At 66.0% G+C, this 15,117-nt stretch carries 15 protein-coding genes and 1 tRNA gene; 13 read left to right on the top strand and 3 right to left on the bottom strand.

The genetic code is table 11. From position 1 onward, the window contains the following. Positions 1-32: 32 nt before the first annotated feature. The 3 genes from RCAP_RS14630 to RCAP_RS14620 form a co-directional block, all read right to left on the bottom strand. Complete coding sequence (locus RCAP_RS14630; RefSeq protein WP_013068661.1) at positions 33-809, bottom strand: glycosyltransferase family 25 protein; 777 nt, start codon at positions 807-809, stop codon at positions 33-35. Beyond that, entirely contained in the window at positions 806-1,834 is a 1,029-nt protein-coding gene (locus RCAP_RS14625) for an N-acetylneuraminate synthase family protein (RefSeq protein WP_013068660.1), read from the bottom strand. The genes RCAP_RS14630 and RCAP_RS14625 overlap by 4 nt, the downstream gene beginning before the upstream one ends. Positions 1,835-1,942: 108 nt before the next feature. Then, positions 1,943-2,995 carry an extracellular solute-binding protein gene (locus RCAP_RS14620; protein WP_013068659.1) on the bottom strand — a complete coding sequence of 351 codons (1,053 nt, stop codon included), beginning with the start codon at positions 2,993-2,995 and terminating at the stop codon, positions 1,943-1,945. A 134-nt stretch (positions 2,996-3,129) separates the two neighbouring features. Between RCAP_RS14620 and RCAP_RS14615 the strand changes: the two genes are divergently transcribed. The 13 genes from RCAP_RS14615 to RCAP_RS14560 all read left to right on the top strand — a co-directional run bounded on the left by RCAP_RS14615 (position 3,130) and on the right by RCAP_RS14560 (position 15,096). Continuing rightward, complete coding sequence (locus RCAP_RS14615; protein ID WP_013068658.1) at positions 3,130-4,581, top strand: cryptochrome/photolyase family protein; 1,452 nt, start codon at positions 3,130-3,132, stop codon at positions 4,579-4,581. Positions 4,582-4,646: 65 nt separating this feature from the next. Further along, positions 4,647-5,123 (top strand): TrgA family protein, encoded by a 477-nt coding sequence (locus tag RCAP_RS14610; RefSeq protein ID WP_013068657.1) that lies wholly within the window; start codon positions 4,647-4,649, stop codon positions 5,121-5,123. A gap of 26 nt (positions 5,124-5,149) precedes the next feature. Then, positions 5,150-6,292: an NUDIX domain-containing protein gene (locus RCAP_RS14605; protein WP_013068656.1), complete on the top strand. Its 1,143-nt coding sequence runs from the start codon at positions 5,150-5,152 to the stop codon at positions 6,290-6,292. A gap of 64 nt (positions 6,293-6,356) precedes the next feature. Further along, on the top strand, positions 6,357-7,385 hold the full coding sequence (locus RCAP_RS14600) for a cysteine synthase A (RefSeq protein WP_013068655.1): 1,029 nt from the start codon (positions 6,357-6,359) through the stop codon (positions 7,383-7,385). Further along, positions 7,382-9,865 (top strand): DUF3772 domain-containing protein, encoded by a 2,484-nt coding sequence (locus tag RCAP_RS14595; RefSeq protein ID WP_013068654.1) that lies wholly within the window; start codon positions 7,382-7,384, stop codon positions 9,863-9,865. The genes RCAP_RS14600 and RCAP_RS14595 overlap by 4 nt, the downstream gene beginning before the upstream one ends. Before the next feature lie 62 nt (positions 9,866-9,927). Then, positions 9,928-10,017: transfer RNA gene (locus RCAP_RS14590), tRNA-Ser, on the top strand. 196 nt (positions 10,018-10,213) lie between these two features. After that, a complete protein-coding gene (locus RCAP_RS14585; protein WP_013068653.1) occupies positions 10,214-11,506 on the top strand; it encodes a tyrosine-type recombinase/integrase in 1,293 nt (430 codons plus the stop codon). After that, positions 11,507-12,253, top strand: coding sequence for a hypothetical protein (locus tag RCAP_RS14580; RefSeq protein ID WP_013068652.1), 747 nt, complete (start codon positions 11,507-11,509; stop codon positions 12,251-12,253). 86 nt (positions 12,254-12,339) lie between these two features. Continuing rightward, complete coding sequence (locus RCAP_RS14575; RefSeq protein WP_013068651.1) at positions 12,340-12,528, top strand: helix-turn-helix domain-containing protein; 189 nt, start codon at positions 12,340-12,342, stop codon at positions 12,526-12,528. A 9-nt stretch (positions 12,529-12,537) separates the two neighbouring features. After that, the gene (locus RCAP_RS19405; protein ID WP_131618324.1) at positions 12,538-13,431 is read left to right on the top strand and encodes a hypothetical protein; all 894 of its coding nucleotides are present in this window, start codon (positions 12,538-12,540) and stop codon (positions 13,429-13,431) included. 8 nt (positions 13,432-13,439) lie between these two features. Further along, on the top strand, positions 13,440-14,087 hold the full coding sequence (locus RCAP_RS19400; RefSeq protein WP_013068649.1) for a hypothetical protein: 648 nt from the start codon (positions 13,440-13,442) through the stop codon (positions 14,085-14,087). Next, complete coding sequence (locus RCAP_RS14565; protein WP_013068648.1) at positions 14,087-14,455, top strand: hypothetical protein; 369 nt, start codon at positions 14,087-14,089, stop codon at positions 14,453-14,455. The genes RCAP_RS19400 and RCAP_RS14565 overlap by 1 nt, the downstream gene beginning before the upstream one ends. After that, entirely contained in the window at positions 14,452-15,096 is a 645-nt protein-coding gene (locus tag RCAP_RS14560) for a hypothetical protein (RefSeq protein ID WP_013068647.1), read from the top strand. Before RCAP_RS14565 ends, RCAP_RS14560 begins: the two co-directional genes overlap by 4 nt. The last annotated feature ends 21 nt before the right edge of the window (positions 15,097-15,117 follow it).

Below are 15,117 nucleotides of genomic sequence, written 5' to 3'. Positions count from 1 at the left end.
CCTTTGAAAAACGACCTTGAACCGGGTCCCGTTTACCCTCCTGCGCGGCGGAAAGAAAGCAGCCCGTGCCGCGCCAGCCAGATCAGCCGCCGGGCGTAATTCGCCAGCTTCTGCCGGTAATGCGGCAGGCGCTTGTATTTCGGGAATTTCTTCGCCCCGGCCATGGCAGTGCCGGTGATGAAGCTTTCGCCCCGGTCGCGCGGCGGCGCGGTAAAGGGCTCAAGCCCCATCAGCCTGATGTCATGGTCGAAGAAGCGGTTCAGCTCGTGGTCATGGGCGCGGCGGATCGGATAGAAGCGTTCGGTCAGCCGCGCCGCCACCGCGCGCTTGATCAGATAGCAGCCATTGCCGGTGAAGGGCCCCCAATAGGCCATCAGCGTGAAGGGGCCAAGGCGCGCCTGCGGCAGCCGCCCCTTGGCGCGGATGCAGGAAAACCGCAAGATGTCCCAGCGCTCGGCCATCGCCAGCCCCGCCGCCAGCGCCTGCGGGAAGTCCGCGGTGAAGGTGACGTCATCTTCGCAGATCAAGACGATCTCGGGGCCCTCGGCGCCGATCTGGCGCCACAGTTCGACATGCGAGGCATAGCAGCCCATATGCCCGGCCGAAATCGGCGCCCCCATGTTGCGATGCCAGGCGGCCAGATCGGTGCGGCCGAGCAATTCCGCCTGATGCGCGGCGCCGTCGATCCCCTCGAAGATCGTGTATCCCATCCCGATCCGGGCGAATTCCTGCGCCACCTGCGCCTGCCGCGCCGTGGCGCGGGCGAGCGAGATCACCTGAACCGGCAGATCGGGCAGCGGGGCGGTCACGCCAGATCGCTCCATTTCAGCTGGGTGTTGCGGGGCAGGGCGCGGGTGGTGCGCTTGCCCACCACCTTGTCGAAGTCATAGCCCGCGATCTCGCCCGAGCCCGGGCGGCGGGCCCAGATGTCGGCCTCGGTGATCAGATGGCCCGCGGGCAGGTCGCGATCCGCCACGACCGAGGCCCGGGCGAAGCGGTAAACCGGCTCTTCGGCGGCGGTGCGTTCCTTGGGGTTGCGCGAGGCGATCCAGATTTCCTTTGACCGATCAATCAGATGGCGCAGCTCTGACGGGTCCATTGAATTGATGATGTCGGGCCCCACGCGATAGCGCGTGTCGGTGTAGTGCCGTTCCAGAATGCAGGCGCCCAAGGCGACCGAGGCCAGCGCCATTTCCGGCCCGATCGAGTGATCGGAAAAGCCGACCGGCACGCCGGGGAAGGCGTCTTGCAGGTCTTTCACCCCGCGCAGCGACACGATTTCGGGCGGGCTGGGGTAAAGGTTGGTGCATTCCAGAAGCGCGAAGTCCACGCCCGCGGCCTGCAAAATCTCGACACTCGCCCGGATCGTCTCGATCGTCTGCATCCCCGTCGACAGGATCACCGGCTTGCCCAGCCGCGCGATGTGGCGAATGAGCGGCAGGTTATCCGCCTCGCCCGAGCCGATCTTGTAGGCCAAAACGCCGATGCTTTCGAGAAACTCCGCCGCCGCGCGCGAAAACGGCGTGGAAAGATAAATCATCCCCAGGCTTTCGGTGTAGCGCTTCAGCTCGATCTCGTCGTCTTGCGACAGGGCACAGCGCGCCATCACCTCCCAGATCGAGACATCGGCATTGGGCGGAAAGATCTGCTTCGCCTCGTCGGTCATCTCGTCTTCGAGGATATGGGTCTGATGCTTGACGCATTCGCAGCCCGAGGCCGCGGCCAGACGCACCATTTCCTTCGCCACGGCCAGCGAGCCGCCATGGTTGATGCCGATTTCCGCGATCACCAGCGGCGGATGCTCCGGTCCGATCTTGCGCGTTCCGATCTGCATGGCCTGTCCCCTTCGCTGGTTTCGCCCGAAGGCGATAGAACCCCGGGCCGCAACCGTCAAGCCGCGGGGCCAAGGCGAAGGGCGCCCGAAGGCGCCCTTGCCGTGATCTCAGAACCCGGCCTTGATCTTTTCGAATTCGGCCAGCTGTTTTTCGCGCTGCTGCGGATCGTTCGGCACCTGCGGCAGGATCGGCGCCTTGACCGGGCCGATGCCCGCGGTCACCTGTTCTTCCAGCGGGATCGTCTCCATCGCCTTCAGGCTGGAATGGCCGTAGCCGATATTGTCCAGAAGCGCGCGGGCGGCTTCGGGGCGCAGCCAGGAATTCATGAAATCATAGGCGCGGGCCTCGTCGCCGGGGCCGTCCTTGAGGTTCACATAGCCGCAAAAGAAGGTGGCAGAGCCTTCCTTGGCCTCGCGCTGGAAGGCGACGGGGTAGTTTTCGTTGCGCAAAGCGGTGACGCCGTCGTTCCAGGACCAGGAAATCAGCACCTCGCCCGAGGCCATGGTCTGCGCCTGTTCGGCCGGGTCGGCCCAGTAGCTGAGCACGTTCTTGTGCGCCTCGCGCAGCCAGGCGGCGGCGGCGGCGAATTGTTCGTCCGTGACCTTGGTCCAGTCGGTGACGCCGGTGGCCAGATAGGCCAGCGACCACACGTCATCGGACGAATTCGGCAGCGAGATCCGGCCCTGATATTTCGGGTTCACGAAGACCTGCAGGCTGGCCACATCCTCGGCCGGGACTTCCTCGGGGTTGTAGGCGATGGCGGCGGCGCCCCAGTCGGTCGGGATGAACCAGACGCCCTTGTCATCCTTGAAGATCGGCGAATCGAGGTATTTCGGGTCGATATCGGCCAGAGCCGGGATCTTCGCCGGGTCCCAGGGTTCGATCAGCCCGGCATCGCGGTATTTCGACACCATCTGCGAACAGGGGTGGGCGACATCGGCTTTGAAGCCCGAGGCGATCTTCTGATAGGCCTCGTCGTCATCGCCATAAAAGGAATAGGTCGGCGCGTCGCCGTATTTGTCCTTGTAGGCCTGATACAGGCCCTCGACCTCGAAACCCGCCCAGTCAAAGACCAGCAGGCTGGACTCGCCCGCCTTCGCGGGCAGCGAAAGCGCAAGCGCAGCGGCGGCCGAAACAAGCAGAAGCGATGATTTCTTCATGGTGGCGTTCCCCGTTGAGATTGAATTTGCCGAAACGCTAGTCCGCGTGTCGCGTGCGAACAAGTGAAACTTTCGCCACCCTTGCGGCCCGGTGTCCCCTTGCCGAACCGCTCTGGCGGCCCCAGTTGGGGGGAATGCGTGATGAAACCCCGATCCTGCTCTGGTTGCGCCGCGATTTCCGGCTGAGCGACCATCCGATGCTCTCTGCCGCCGCTGCCTCGGGGCGGCCGGTGCTGGCGCTTTTCATCCTTGACCCGCTGGCCGAGGCCTATGGCGCGGCGCCGAAATGGCGGCTGGAACAGGCGCTTGCGGCCTTTGCCCCGGCGCTGGCGGCCTGCGGCGTGCCGCTTGTGCTGCGCCGCGGCCCGGCGCTTGCGGTGCTGCGGCAGGTTCTGGCCGAAAGCGGCGCGGGGGCGGTCTGGTGGAGCCGCGATCTGGACCCGGCGGCGATTGCGCGCGACACCGAGGTGAAGACCGCGCTGCGCGCCGAGGGGCTTGAGGCGCGGTCCTTCGACGGGCAGCTGCTGTTTGCGCCCTGGGCGGTGCAGACCGGGCAGGGCGGTCCCTATCGCGTCTACACGCCCTACTGGCGCGCGGTGCGGGGCCTGACGGTGGCGCCGCCGCTGGCCCCCGTCACCGCGCTGCGCCCCGGGCCGGTCCTGCGCGGCGAAAGCCTGGACGCGCTGGGACTTGGCCGGGCGATGCGGCGCGGCGGCGCGGTCGTGGCGAAATACGCCCGGGTGGGCGAAGCGGCGGCACAGGCCCGGCTGGAGCGGTTCCTGCGCGAGGGCATCGAGACCTATCAGGCACGGCGGGATTTTCTGGCCGAGAACGCCACGTCCGAACTGTCGGAACACCTGGCCTGGGGCGAGATTTCGCCGCGGGTGATCTGGCACGCCGGGGCGCAGGCGATGGCGGAGGGCCGGGCGGGGGCCGAGACCTTCCTCAAGGAACTGGTCTGGCGCGAATTTGCCTGGCATCTGATGTTCTACTACCCGCGGCTTGCCACGGAGAACTGGCGGCCGGACTGGGACAGCTTCCCCTGGGCGGGCGAGAGTGCCGCGGCCGAGCGCTGGCGGCGCGGCCAGACCGGCGAGCCGATCGTCGATGCCGCGATGCGGGAAATGTATGTGACCGGGCGGATGCACAACCGGGCGCGGATGATCGTCGCCTCGTATCTGACCAAGCATCTGCTGACCGATTGGCGCATCGGGCTCGCGTGGTTCGAGGACTGCCTGATCGATCACGACCCGGCGGCGAATGCGATGGGCTGGCAATGGGTGGCGGGCTGCGGGCCGGATGCGGCGCCCTATTTCCGCATCTTCAACCCGGCCAGCCAGGCCGAGAAATTCGACCCCGAGGGCCGCTACCGCCGCGCCTGGCTGGCCGAGGGCAACCGCCATGCGCCGCAGACCGCGCAGGATTTCTTTGCCGCCGTGCCGCGGTCCTGGGGGCTTGTGCCGGGGGCGGCCCTCTCGGCGCCGCTGATCGATCTGGCCGCGGGGCGGGACCGGGCGCTGGCCGCCTATGCGGCGCGGCCGAAGACGGGCCAGACCGGCACCGGCGCTGCCACGATTGCATCCTGATTTGGCCATATTCCTTTGCGATACCAGTCCATTGCCATGGTTAAGCCTGTCGGTCGGAGGTCGAGATGCAAAAAGTCGTCGTTCGCGACACCCAGATGAGCCTGCCCACGATGGCGAAGCTGTTCGGGGCGCTTGGTCTTGCGGCCACGGGCTTCATCACGGCAGAGCTGATCTGTGGCAAGCTGCCGCCGGGGACGGCGGTGCAGGGGCTGGCGCTGGTGGCGGCCTCGTTCGGGCTGCTGCTGGGCTGGCGGGTGATCGGGCGCAACCCGGGCCGGGGCCGGGTCAAGGTGATCGAACGCGGGGTGCATGCGGCGATCTATCTTCTGGTCTGGACGATGGTGTTTCTGGGCGCCTTGCAGATGATGCGCGAAATGTCCCGCGGCCGCTATGACGGCCCGAGCGAGGCGCTGATCGACGTGTTGGCACAGGGGATGCGGCTGGGCAGCGAGGCGCTGAAGCTGGAGGTGCTGGGCACGCTCTTTTGCGGCGCCGTGCTTTCCGCTATGCTGGCCGAATGGGCGTGGAAACGCTGGCGATAGGCCGCGCCCCAACCGCGGATGGGCGCATGTCATTGAGCAAACTCTATTTCTTTTACGGCACTCTGGGTCATCCGCCGCTGCTTTCGGCCGTGCTCGGGCGTCTGCCCGCGCTGCATCCGGCCCGGGCCCCGGGCTACGAGGTGCGGCACGCCTGCGACGCGGCGGGAACCGAACTGGGCTATCCGCTGCTGGTGCCCGGCCCCGCGGGGGTCGAGGGCGTGCTGGCCGATGTCACCCCGGCCGAGGAAGAGGTGCTCGACTGGTATGAAATCGGCTACCGCAAGGAGGTGCTGACGGTGACCGACGCCGCCGGGCAGCCGGTCGCGGCGCTGGCCTATCTGCCCGAGGATCGGCGCTGGACGCCGGGGCGGCTGTGGCGGCTGGACGACTGGGCGGCGCAAAAGGGCGATCTGGCGACGCTGGCCGTGGCCGAGGTGATGGCGCTGCGCGGGCAGGTCTCTGCGGAAGCGGCGATCGCCCGCTATCCGATGATCCGGGTCCGCGCCGCCTCGCGGCTGCGGGCCGCGCAGCCGCGCCCGGCCAGCCTGCGCCGGACCCCGGCCGCGGGCGATGTGGTGATCGAGAGCCTGACCACGCCCTATGCGAAATTCTTCGCCATCGAGGATTACCGGCTGCGCCATCGCCGCTTCGACGGGGGGATGAGTGCCGCGCTGGAGCGTGCCGCCTTTGTTTCGGGCGATGCGACGGTGGTGCTGCCCTATGATCCCCTGCGCGACACCGTGCTTCTGGTCGAGCAGTTCCGCACCGGCCCCTTGGCCCGCGGCGATGCCAACCCCTGGGCGCTGGAAACCGTCGCGGGCCGCGTCGATGCGGGCGAAACCCCCGAAGAGGCCGCCCGCCGCGAGGCACAGGAGGAGGCGGGCGTGCGGCTGGACCGTCTGATCCCGGCGCCGTCGCATTACCCCTCTCCCGGGGCGAAAAGCGAATATATCCATTGCTTCATCGGCCTGTGCGACCTGCCCGAGACCGGCCCCGGCCTTGGCGGGCTGGAGGAGGAGGGCGAGGATATCCGCAGCCACCGGCTGCCCTTCGCGCGGATGATGGATCTCATCGACAGCGGCGAGATCGAGACCGGACCCCTGATCGTGATCGCGCTCTGGTTGGCACGACTGCGCGAGGAGCTGCGCAAAACCGCCCTCGGGGCTTGAGGCGCCCCCGCTTGCCCTTTACTCTTGCCCGACCGGGCCCAATGCCCCGGGACGAGGGAGAGACATGATCTGCAAGGACCTGGCCGCCGCCATCGGCAACACGCCGCTGCTCCGCCTGAAGAAGGCGTCCGAACTGACCGGCTGCGAGATCCTCGCCAAGGCCGAATTCATGAACCCGGGCCAGTCGGTCAAGGACCGGGCGGCGCTTTACATCATCCGCGACGCGATCGCGCGCGGTGCGCTGAAACCCGGCGGCACCATCGTCGAGGGCACGGCGGGCAATACCGGCATCGGTCTGGCGCTGGTCGGCTCGGCCATGGGCTTTCGCACGGTGATCGTGATCCCGGAAACGCAGAGCCAGGAGAAAAAGGACATGCTGCGGCTGGCCGGCGCCGAACTGGTGCAGGTGCCCGCGGCGCCCTATTCCAACCCGAACAACTATGTCCGCTACTCGGGCCGTCTGGCCGCGGCCCTGGCCGAGACCGAGCCGAATGGCGTCGTCTGGGCCAATCAGTTCGACAACACCGCCAACCGGCAGGCGCATCTGGAAACCACCGGCCCGGAGATCTGGGACCAGACCGGCGGCAAGGTTGACGGCTTCGTCTGCGCCGTGGGCTCGGGCGGGACGCTTGCGGGCGTCGGTCTGGCGCTGCAGCCCAAGGGCGTGAAGATCGCGCTGGCCGACCCGGACGGGGCGGCGCTGCACAGCTTCTACACGACGGGCGTGCTGAAATCCGAAGGCAGCTCGATCACCGAAGGCATCGGGCAGGGCCGGATCACCGCGAACCTGGACGGTTTCACCCCCGACATGAGCTTCAACATCCCCGATGCCGAGGCGCTGCCGGTGGTCTTTGACCTGCTCTCGGAAGAGGGAATCTGCGTCGGCGGCTCCTCTGGCGTCAACGTCGCGGGGGCGATCCGCATGGCCCGCGCGATGGGCCCGGGGCACACCATCGTCACCATCCTGTGCGACTACGGCACCCGCTACATGTCGAAATTGTTCAACCCGGACTTCCTGCATGCCAAGGGCCTGCCGGTGCCGGTCTGGCTTGATGGCCGCGGCGCGACCGTGCCGGAGGTGTTCGAAGGATGATCGCCCGCCTGTTTCTGCGCGTCCTTCTGCTGACGCTGGTCCTTGCGCTGCCCGTCGCGGCGCAAAGCGACGGCGAACCGAATTACAAGGCCTTCACCAAGGCCTCCTCGCAGGTCGAGGAGGCCGTCGCCAAGGGCGAGATCTCGGATGCGCGGCTGTCCGACATGCGCGCCGAGATGGTGAAATGGCGCACCACCTTCACCGAGGCGCAGGGCACGAACGCCAGCCAGATCGACACGCTGAAAAGCCAGATCGCGGCGCTGGGCCCGCCCCCCGCCGAGGGCACGCCCGAAGATCCGCTGATCGCCAAACGCCGCGACGATCTGAACACCCAGCTTTCAAAGCTTCAGGCGCCGGGGATCTCGGCGACCGAGGCTGCAAGCCGCTCGGATGCGATCATCCGTGCCATCGACAAGCTGATCCGCGAACGGCAGGCGGACAAGCTGTTGCGGCTTTCGCCCTCGGTGGCCAATCCGGTGAACTGGCCCGCGGGGGCCTCGCTTTTGCGCTGGATGGGCGAATGGATCTATGAGGAGACGCATTGGCGCTTCACGCAGCCGGTGAATTACGAGACCGCGCGTGACAATGCCCCCCTGATCATCGGCCTGATCCTGGGCGCGCTGTTGCTTCTGGCGCGGGGCGGGGCCTGGATGGCGCGGCTGACGCGCTGGCTTTTGACGAAAACCGCGATGCGCGGGCGCAATCTGATTTCCGGCATCGTCAGCTTCGGGCAGGTGCTTTTGCCCACCGCGGGGGCGGTGATGGCGACGACGGCGCTGGAGAAGACGGCGCTCTTCGGGCCGATCCTGTCCTCGCTTTACCTGCTGGCGCCGGGGATGCTGTTTGTCGTGCTGGCGGCGCGCTGGCTGGGCACGCGGGTGTTTCCGCCGCAAGCGGGCGAGGGGGTGATCACCCCCGGCGCCGAGGGGCGGGTCTATGCGCTGATGCTGGGTCTGGCCTTCATGGCCTATCGGCTGATCGAAATGTGGATCGCGCCCCGGGCCGAGGATTTTCTGGGCGGCGCGGGCGAGCTTGGTTCGGAACGCGCGGCGGATGTCGCGGCCAAGGCCGATGCGGCGCTGTCGGTGCTGCAGGTGCCGCTGCAGGTCTTCGCGGCGCTGGCGCTGTTCCGCATGGGGCAGCTTTTGCGCCGTCAGGGCAATGGCGCGATCCTCGCCGAAGAGGCCGACGGCGCCTTCCGGCTGGGTCTGCTGCGCTGGCTTGGCAATGCGCTGTTGCTGATCGCCGTGGCCGGGCCGGTGCTGGGGGTGATCGGCTATGTCAGCGCCGCCAATGCGCTGATCTGGCCCGCCGTGCAGACGCTGGGGCTGCTGGCGCTGGTGATCACGCTGCAAAGCTTCCTGGCCGAGCTTTACGTCACCGTCTCCGGCCCCGAAGCCCGCCGTGACGCGCTGTTGCCGGTGCTGGGGGGCTTCCTGCTGTCGCTGGCTTCGATGCCGGTTCTGGCGCTGATCTGGGGGGCGCGGGTCGAGGATCTGATCGAGCTCTGGACCTCGTTCCAGGCCGGGATCTCGGTGGGCGGGGTGCGGATTTCGCCCACCTCCTTCATCACCTTCGCCGTCGTCTTCACCATCGGCTACACGCTGACGCGGATCTTTCAGGGCGCGCTCAAGGCGTCGATCCTGCCGCGCACGACGATCGACAAAGGCGGCCAGAACGCCATCGTTTCCGGGCTGGGCTATGTCGGCATCCTGCTGGCGGCGCTGATCGCGATATCGACCGCCGGGATCAACCTGTCGTCGCTGGCGATCGTCGCCGGGGCGCTCTCGGTCGGCATCGGTTTCGGTCTGCAGACGATCGTGCAGAACTTCGTCTCGGGCATCATCCTGCTGGTCGAACGGCCGATTTCCGAAGGCGACTGGATCGAGGTCGGCGGCCGTCAGGGCATCGTCAAGAACATCTCGGTGCGCGCGACGATCATCGAGACCTTCGACCGCACCGATGTGATCGTGCCGAATGCCGATCTGATTTCGGGGGCGGTGACGAACTGGACGCGCGGCAACAAGACCGGTCGGCTGATCGTGCCGGTGGGGGTGGCTTACGGCAATGACACCCGCCGGATCGAGGCGATGCTGGCCGAGATCGCCCAGGCGCATCCGCTGGTGATGATGAATCCGCCGCCCTTTGCCGTCTTCACCGGCTTCGGGGCGGACAGTCTGAACTTCGAGATCCGCGCGATCCTGTCGGATGTGAACTTCAAGCTGCGGGTGCATTCGGAGATGAACCACCAGATCGCGGAACGGTTCGCCCGCGAGGGGATCGAGATTCCCTTCCCGCAGCGCGATGTCTGGATCCGCAACCCCGAGATGCTGCGGTCCGATTACGTGCCTCCGGCGGAAAAGATGGTGGTGGGCCACGGCACGATCGCGGCGGCGCCCGCGCCCGCGCGTCCCGAGCCGGGCGAGGGGATTGCGGTTCTGTCGGACAACGACGGCGCCGAGGAAGGCGACGACCGCTGAGACGGGCTGAAGGGCGATCTCCCCTCTTGCGAGGGGGGAGATTTGCCGCTAAACCCGGCCGCGGACGGGTGGCCGAGTGGTCGAAGGCGCACGCCTGGAAAGTGTGTAGGCGGGGAACCGTCTCGTGGGTTCGAATCCCATCCCGTCCGCCACCCCCTCTTCCGCAGAAATCCGAAGCGATCCGCTAATATCCGGTTTTTCAACGGAAATTCCCCGCTTTTCGTCTTCCTGCGTTTGCGTTTGTCCGCTCAGGTTTGCCAGAATCCGCGTTTTGTGTTAGGGATTGCGCTAGGGATTGCTGACCCCTCCCATCAGGGACGCTAGGGACGGCACATTGCGAGGGCGGGGATGGCTGGCATCAATCGACTTACCGCGCGCGGAATCGCTGCATTGACCGAACCCGGGCGGCACAGTGACGGCGGGAACCTCTATTTCAACATCACGAAGAGTGGCGCCCGCTCCTGGGTGTTCTTCTATCGGCTCAACGGCAAGCAACGAGAAATGGGGTTGGGGCCTTTCCCTACCGTGTCCCTAGCCGACGCCCGGGAGAAGGCCGCCGAGGCCCGCCGCCTGCTGGCCGCCGGGCAAGACCCGCTCGACGCCAAGAAGGCCGCCAAGGCCGAGGCCAAGGCCGCCGCAGCCGGTCTGACGACTTTCGGGGAATACGCCAGCCAGTTCATCGAGGCGCGCGAGGGCGATTGGAAAAATGCCAAGCACCGTGCGCAGTGGCGCAGCACGTTGCTCGGCCCCGAGGTCAAAGAGGGCGGGCGGGCCAAGCCCGGCCCCGATTATTGCGCGGACCTTCGCAAGCGCCCGGTGGCCGAGGTCGGAGTGGACGACGTGCTGACCGTCATCCGGCCGATCTGGAACACGAAACGAGAAACGGCCAGCCGGATCAGACAGCGGATCGAAAAGGTTCTCGATGCCGCGATGGTCGAAGGGCTGCGCCCGATGGGGCTGAACCCCGCGCGCTGGCAGGGCCACCTTGCACTGCTTCTACCCGCGCATGGAGTGCTGAGCAAAGGTCATTTCACGGCCCTTCCATGGCGTGACTTGCCCGCGTTCATGACCGCGCTGGCCGACCGCGAGGGCGTGGCCGCCCGCGCGCTAGAATTTCTGATCCTATGCGCGTCGCGCTCGGGCGAGGTACGCGGCGCACGATGGGGCGAATTCGACCTAGACGCTCGGGTCTGGACTATCCCGAGTGAGAGGATGAAGGCAGGCCGGGAACATCGCGTCCCGTTGACGGATAGGGCGGTGGAGGTCATCGAAACGATGCTGCCGCTGCGCCCGCGCCGCCCGGAAGATCGGCCGGGGGCGCTGGTGTTCCCCGGCCTGCGCCATGCCCAGCTTTCAGACATGACGCTCGGGGCGGTTCTCAAGCGCATGGGCGTCGATGCCACGGTTCACGGGTTCCGATCTGCATTTCGGGATTGGGCTGCCGAATGTTCGAGCGCGCCCTTCGACGTGATCGAGCAAGCCCTGGCGCACCAGATCGGTGATGCGACCGTGAGGGCCTATCTTCGGTCTGATCTTTTCGACCGGCGCCGCGTGCTTATGGAGCAATGGGCGGCTTTCGTCGCTGCCCCGCCGGACGCGGAAAACGTCGTGCCGCTGCGGGCCGCGGGCGGGGAGGGCTGAATGCGCATTCGCCTTGATGCCGAGCGGATCGACCTATCTGGCCTGCTGCATGATGCGGTGGGAAACCTGCGGGTGCTGGAAATCACCGCCTCGCCCGATGCAACCGTTCGCACCGAGCGGATGCCCGAGGCATACCCGCCCCGCGCGCCTACGGATGGTGACGACGATCTTCCGTTCCTGATCGAACCAGCGGCGCGAACACAATTCGAGGCGGCGGCCTTGTCGGCTGTAGTGTGCGCGATCAACGCCGCGCTGCATGATCGCGAGATTGTCTTGATTGCTAGATCAGGTGGCCTTCCGCCCGAGGTTGAGACGGCGGTGATCAGGGCGCTGCGCGCCCGGTCTGGCGGTTTTTCTCGACCGGAATTCAAGTCGCTGAACGAACAGGTGGCGAACTTTGCCCGCAAAGCGCAAGAACTGAGCGCGCGTGTGCAGGCGCAGGGTGAGGCGCTTGGTGCGGCGCTGACCGCTTCCGCGACGGGGCACGCCATGACCGCCGCCGTCGCCGCCGAAGCCCTTGCGCGCGATTTGGCGGCGATTGACCACGCAACGAACGGGAAGAACGGTGCGCCGCGCAAAGCCTGGCGCGAGGATCTGGACTGGCGCCTGCGCTCTGCCCTTGACAATTTCGACGCCGATTTGGTGGCGCGCATCATCGACGCGGCAATGGCCGCGGTCGATGCCATCCGGCTTGATCGTCCCGAGACGATAGCCGCCGCGCGAAAAAACCTCGGGGAAAAATCTTAGGTTCCTTCTTTGCCATGTGAGGGGGTTCGGGCGCAAAAACATTAATGCGCCAACGCGGATTGGCGCGGATAACAGGAGCCCAACCGATGACCACCCCCATCTTCCTGACCGTGAACGAGGCCCGCGAAGTGCTGCGCCTTGGGCGGTCGAAGTTTTACGAACTCGTCAGCGCGGGCGAGATCCGCCTTTCGAAAATCCACGGGAAATCCCTCGTCGCGAAGATCGAGCTTGACCGCTACGTGGCGACCCTGCTTCCGACCGACACTGCCGCGTGAAGGTGCAGCATGAGTGATTTCAACGGGGTTGCGTGGGTCAAGGCGGTCGCTTCAATGGTCGCGACACGACACCACGATCTGCGCGACCTCGATGTAACCGCCGCCGTTCTGCTTTTGCGCTGGGTCGGCGACGATGGTCGCTTTTTCCGATCCTACACTGATTTGCAATCCGACCTCGGCGTGGGACGCGCCGCCGCCGCTGGGGTCATCGCGCGCCTCAAGGCCGCCGGACTACTGGCGCTGGCATCGCAGAAACTGTCGTCACGTTCGGATGAAGACCGGCGCCGTGGCCGCGACGCCGCAACCTATCAGGCGATCATCCCCGCAATAAAGTCCACGAAATCGAACCAATTCGATGAGGCAATAAAGTCTACGAACGTGGACTTAATCTCGAATAAAGTCCACGAACAGGTGGATAAAAGTCCACAAAATCGAACCCCAACTACTAGACCTCAACAACTGGAAGATATTAGGGAGAGTTCCCCCTATATCCCCCAAGCTGATGATGCTGCCGCAGTCGTCGCGGTAATGGAACCCGCGGCGGGAGAGATTATCGACGCGACCGGCTTTGAAGTGTTCTGGCGCACCTACCCCAAGCGCATCTCAAAATCTGCGGCGCAGTCGGCTTGGGCGGCGGCCATCGCGTCAGGCGAAGATCCGGCTCAGATCATCCGCGGCGCAGAAATTTACGCCATGTCGCTGCGCGCAAAAATCGATGCAGGCGAGGATCCCCGAGACGTGCTACATTTTACGAAAGTGGCGAAGAACTGGCTCGCGGAAAAACGCTGGACAGATATTCCGGCGCCGCCGCGCCCGCGTTCTGCAAGTCCCCGGGGTGGCGCAGTTCCTGACGCTGCCGCGCTGGCTGAATACGCCGCAGCGCAACTATCGCATAAATGGTGAGGCGAACGATGGAACCGACCAAGAATCTCCCCACAAATCTGGAAACGGGGCGCAACGAGATCGAGCAAAGCCCTGCGCAGCGTGCGCCGTCGCAAGATGCGCTCGGCCGCATCCTTGCCCCGGCTAGGGCTGTCCGAGAAATTTTGGCCCCTGAACTGACCGGGCTTTGGGCGGAAAGCACATCAGGGTTACGGCTTTGCATTCCGTCCGATCCCGCTGAGGCTGCTGAGTTATACGCCCGGTTGCCGGATGTCGAATGGCTCGTCAGCACCGGCAAACGGATCGAATCGACGCTGGCGAAGAAGGCTGCAGCCCCTGATGTCGCCGAAAGCATCGCCGCGTTGCTTACGCTGAAGCCGAACCTCAAGGAGGCACACGGCGGTTATCTGGCCTCGCTCACGTTGGCCCTGACCATCGAAGCAGACGAAAACCGCTGGCCTGCCTGCGTCGTTGCCGCCGGGCTTCACCGTGCCATCCGCGCCTCGTCCTACATGCCCGAACTCGCGGAAATCATCACGCACACTGAAAAGGCAGCGCGCGATTTCCGTCGCGCGGTGAGGATAGTTGAGAGGACGTCCGAGGCGATTTTGGCGCTCGAAGACATGCTGGAGGCGGCAGGCTATCCGATCAAGGATGACGGCCGGGAGGGCTTTTGATGGACGACGACAAGCTTTTTGTCATCTGGGGCACGCGCGAGAAACTGCTGCCCGGCTTCGACGAGCGTGCCTTCGCCCGGTCGCTCGTGCCTTTGTTGGATCGTGGCGACCGGGCGGGGGCGACGGCGCTTTGGCGCAACTGGCGCGAGCGAGCCGTGCGCGTTCTGGAACGGAAACGTCTACCTGACCTGATGCGGCAACACTGCATCGAAGACCTCTCGACTGCGGTGCGGCTGGAACTGATCGCGATCCGGGGAAGTGCCGCCCTTGGCCCTGTCCCGGTCAAGCCCCTCCCGACCGCGCCCCAGAAACCGAGCGCGACCGTTTTTGATCTGACCGCGTGCCGTCGTGCGCGGGGGGCAGCATGAGCAGCTCGGCCCCAGAGGCCCTCCGAGGCTTCGAGATAGACCACGAAGACGTGCCTGAACGGATGGACTGCGCGTGGATCCAGCGCCCCGATTTGCCTGCGTGGGCGACCTCGGCCGAATGGGGTGCAGATGACCCGATGGCCCTTCTTGCGGCCGGGCCAGTTGCTATCGGATCGGCACTGGCGCGATTGGTGGAGATGGGCGAAATGAGCCTTGATCGGTCGGTCAGAGAACTGTCGGCTTTGATCCGCGATTGGCTCGAAAGCGATCTCGGCCAGCACGATTTCTTGGACTTTCACCTCGGCTTGCGGCCTCGGGATGGCCGCAGGCCGCTGGCATTCACGGCAAAAATCGCCGAGCGGAACGCCCTCGTTCTCGCTCTGTCGCGCGAGGCGCCATATGCGAGCATGACGGCCACCGCCGCCGCCAAGGCGTTGCGCGCATCGTGCGCCAGGTATGCTTCCGGGCAATGGTTGCGCGACCGGGAGGAACGGACGGCCAGACCTCAAGGTGAGGCGGAGACGTGGTTTCAGGTGATGAAACTTGACCTCCACCACGCGATGCCCGCGGTGGACCTTCTGGCCGCGCGGATCAGGTTGGACCGGGCCGAGGCCGAGCCGCAGGCCAGCTTTTCCTTCTGATCGTCTCTCGCATGACCCGAA

The organism is Rhodobacter capsulatus SB 1003 (assembly GCF_000021865.1).
GTDB classification, from domain to species: domain Bacteria; phylum Pseudomonadota; class Alphaproteobacteria; order Rhodobacterales; family Rhodobacteraceae; genus Rhodobacter; species Rhodobacter capsulatus_B.
This window is presented reverse-complemented; position numbering and strand designations above follow the sequence as displayed.

Coding starts and splice junctions, on each gene's coding strand:
- RCAP_RS14580 (WP_013068652.1), top strand. CDS start 11,507: ATGCGCATTCGCCTTGATGCCGAGCGGATCGACCTATCTGGCCTGCTG.
- RCAP_RS14615 (WP_013068658.1), top strand. CDS start 3,130: ATGCGTGATGAAACCCCGATCCTGCTCTGGTTGCGCCGCGATTTCCGG.
- RCAP_RS14575 (WP_013068651.1), top strand. CDS start 12,340: ATGACCACCCCCATCTTCCTGACCGTGAACGAGGCCCGCGAAGTGCTG.
- RCAP_RS14560 (WP_013068647.1), top strand. CDS start 14,452: ATGAGCAGCTCGGCCCCAGAGGCCCTCCGAGGCTTCGAGATAGACCAC.
- RCAP_RS14605 (WP_013068656.1), top strand. CDS start 5,150: ATGTCATTGAGCAAACTCTATTTCTTTTACGGCACTCTGGGTCATCCG.
- RCAP_RS14625 (WP_013068660.1), bottom strand. CDS start 1,834: ATGCAGATCGGAACGCGCAAGATCGGACCGGAGCATCCGCCGCTGGTG.
- RCAP_RS14610 (WP_013068657.1), top strand. CDS start 4,647: ATGCAAAAAGTCGTCGTTCGCGACACCCAGATGAGCCTGCCCACGATG.
- RCAP_RS14600 (WP_013068655.1), top strand. CDS start 6,357: ATGATCTGCAAGGACCTGGCCGCCGCCATCGGCAACACGCCGCTGCTC.
- RCAP_RS14565 (WP_013068648.1), top strand. CDS start 14,087: ATGGACGACGACAAGCTTTTTGTCATCTGGGGCACGCGCGAGAAACTG.
- RCAP_RS14585 (WP_013068653.1), top strand. CDS start 10,214: ATGGCTGGCATCAATCGACTTACCGCGCGCGGAATCGCTGCATTGACC.
- RCAP_RS19400 (WP_013068649.1), top strand. CDS start 13,440: ATGGAACCGACCAAGAATCTCCCCACAAATCTGGAAACGGGGCGCAAC.
- RCAP_RS14595 (WP_013068654.1), top strand. CDS start 7,382: ATGATCGCCCGCCTGTTTCTGCGCGTCCTTCTGCTGACGCTGGTCCTT.
- RCAP_RS14620 (WP_013068659.1), bottom strand. CDS start 2,995: ATGAAGAAATCATCGCTTCTGCTTGTTTCGGCCGCCGCTGCGCTTGCG.
- RCAP_RS19405 (WP_131618324.1), top strand. CDS start 12,538: ATGAGTGATTTCAACGGGGTTGCGTGGGTCAAGGCGGTCGCTTCAATG.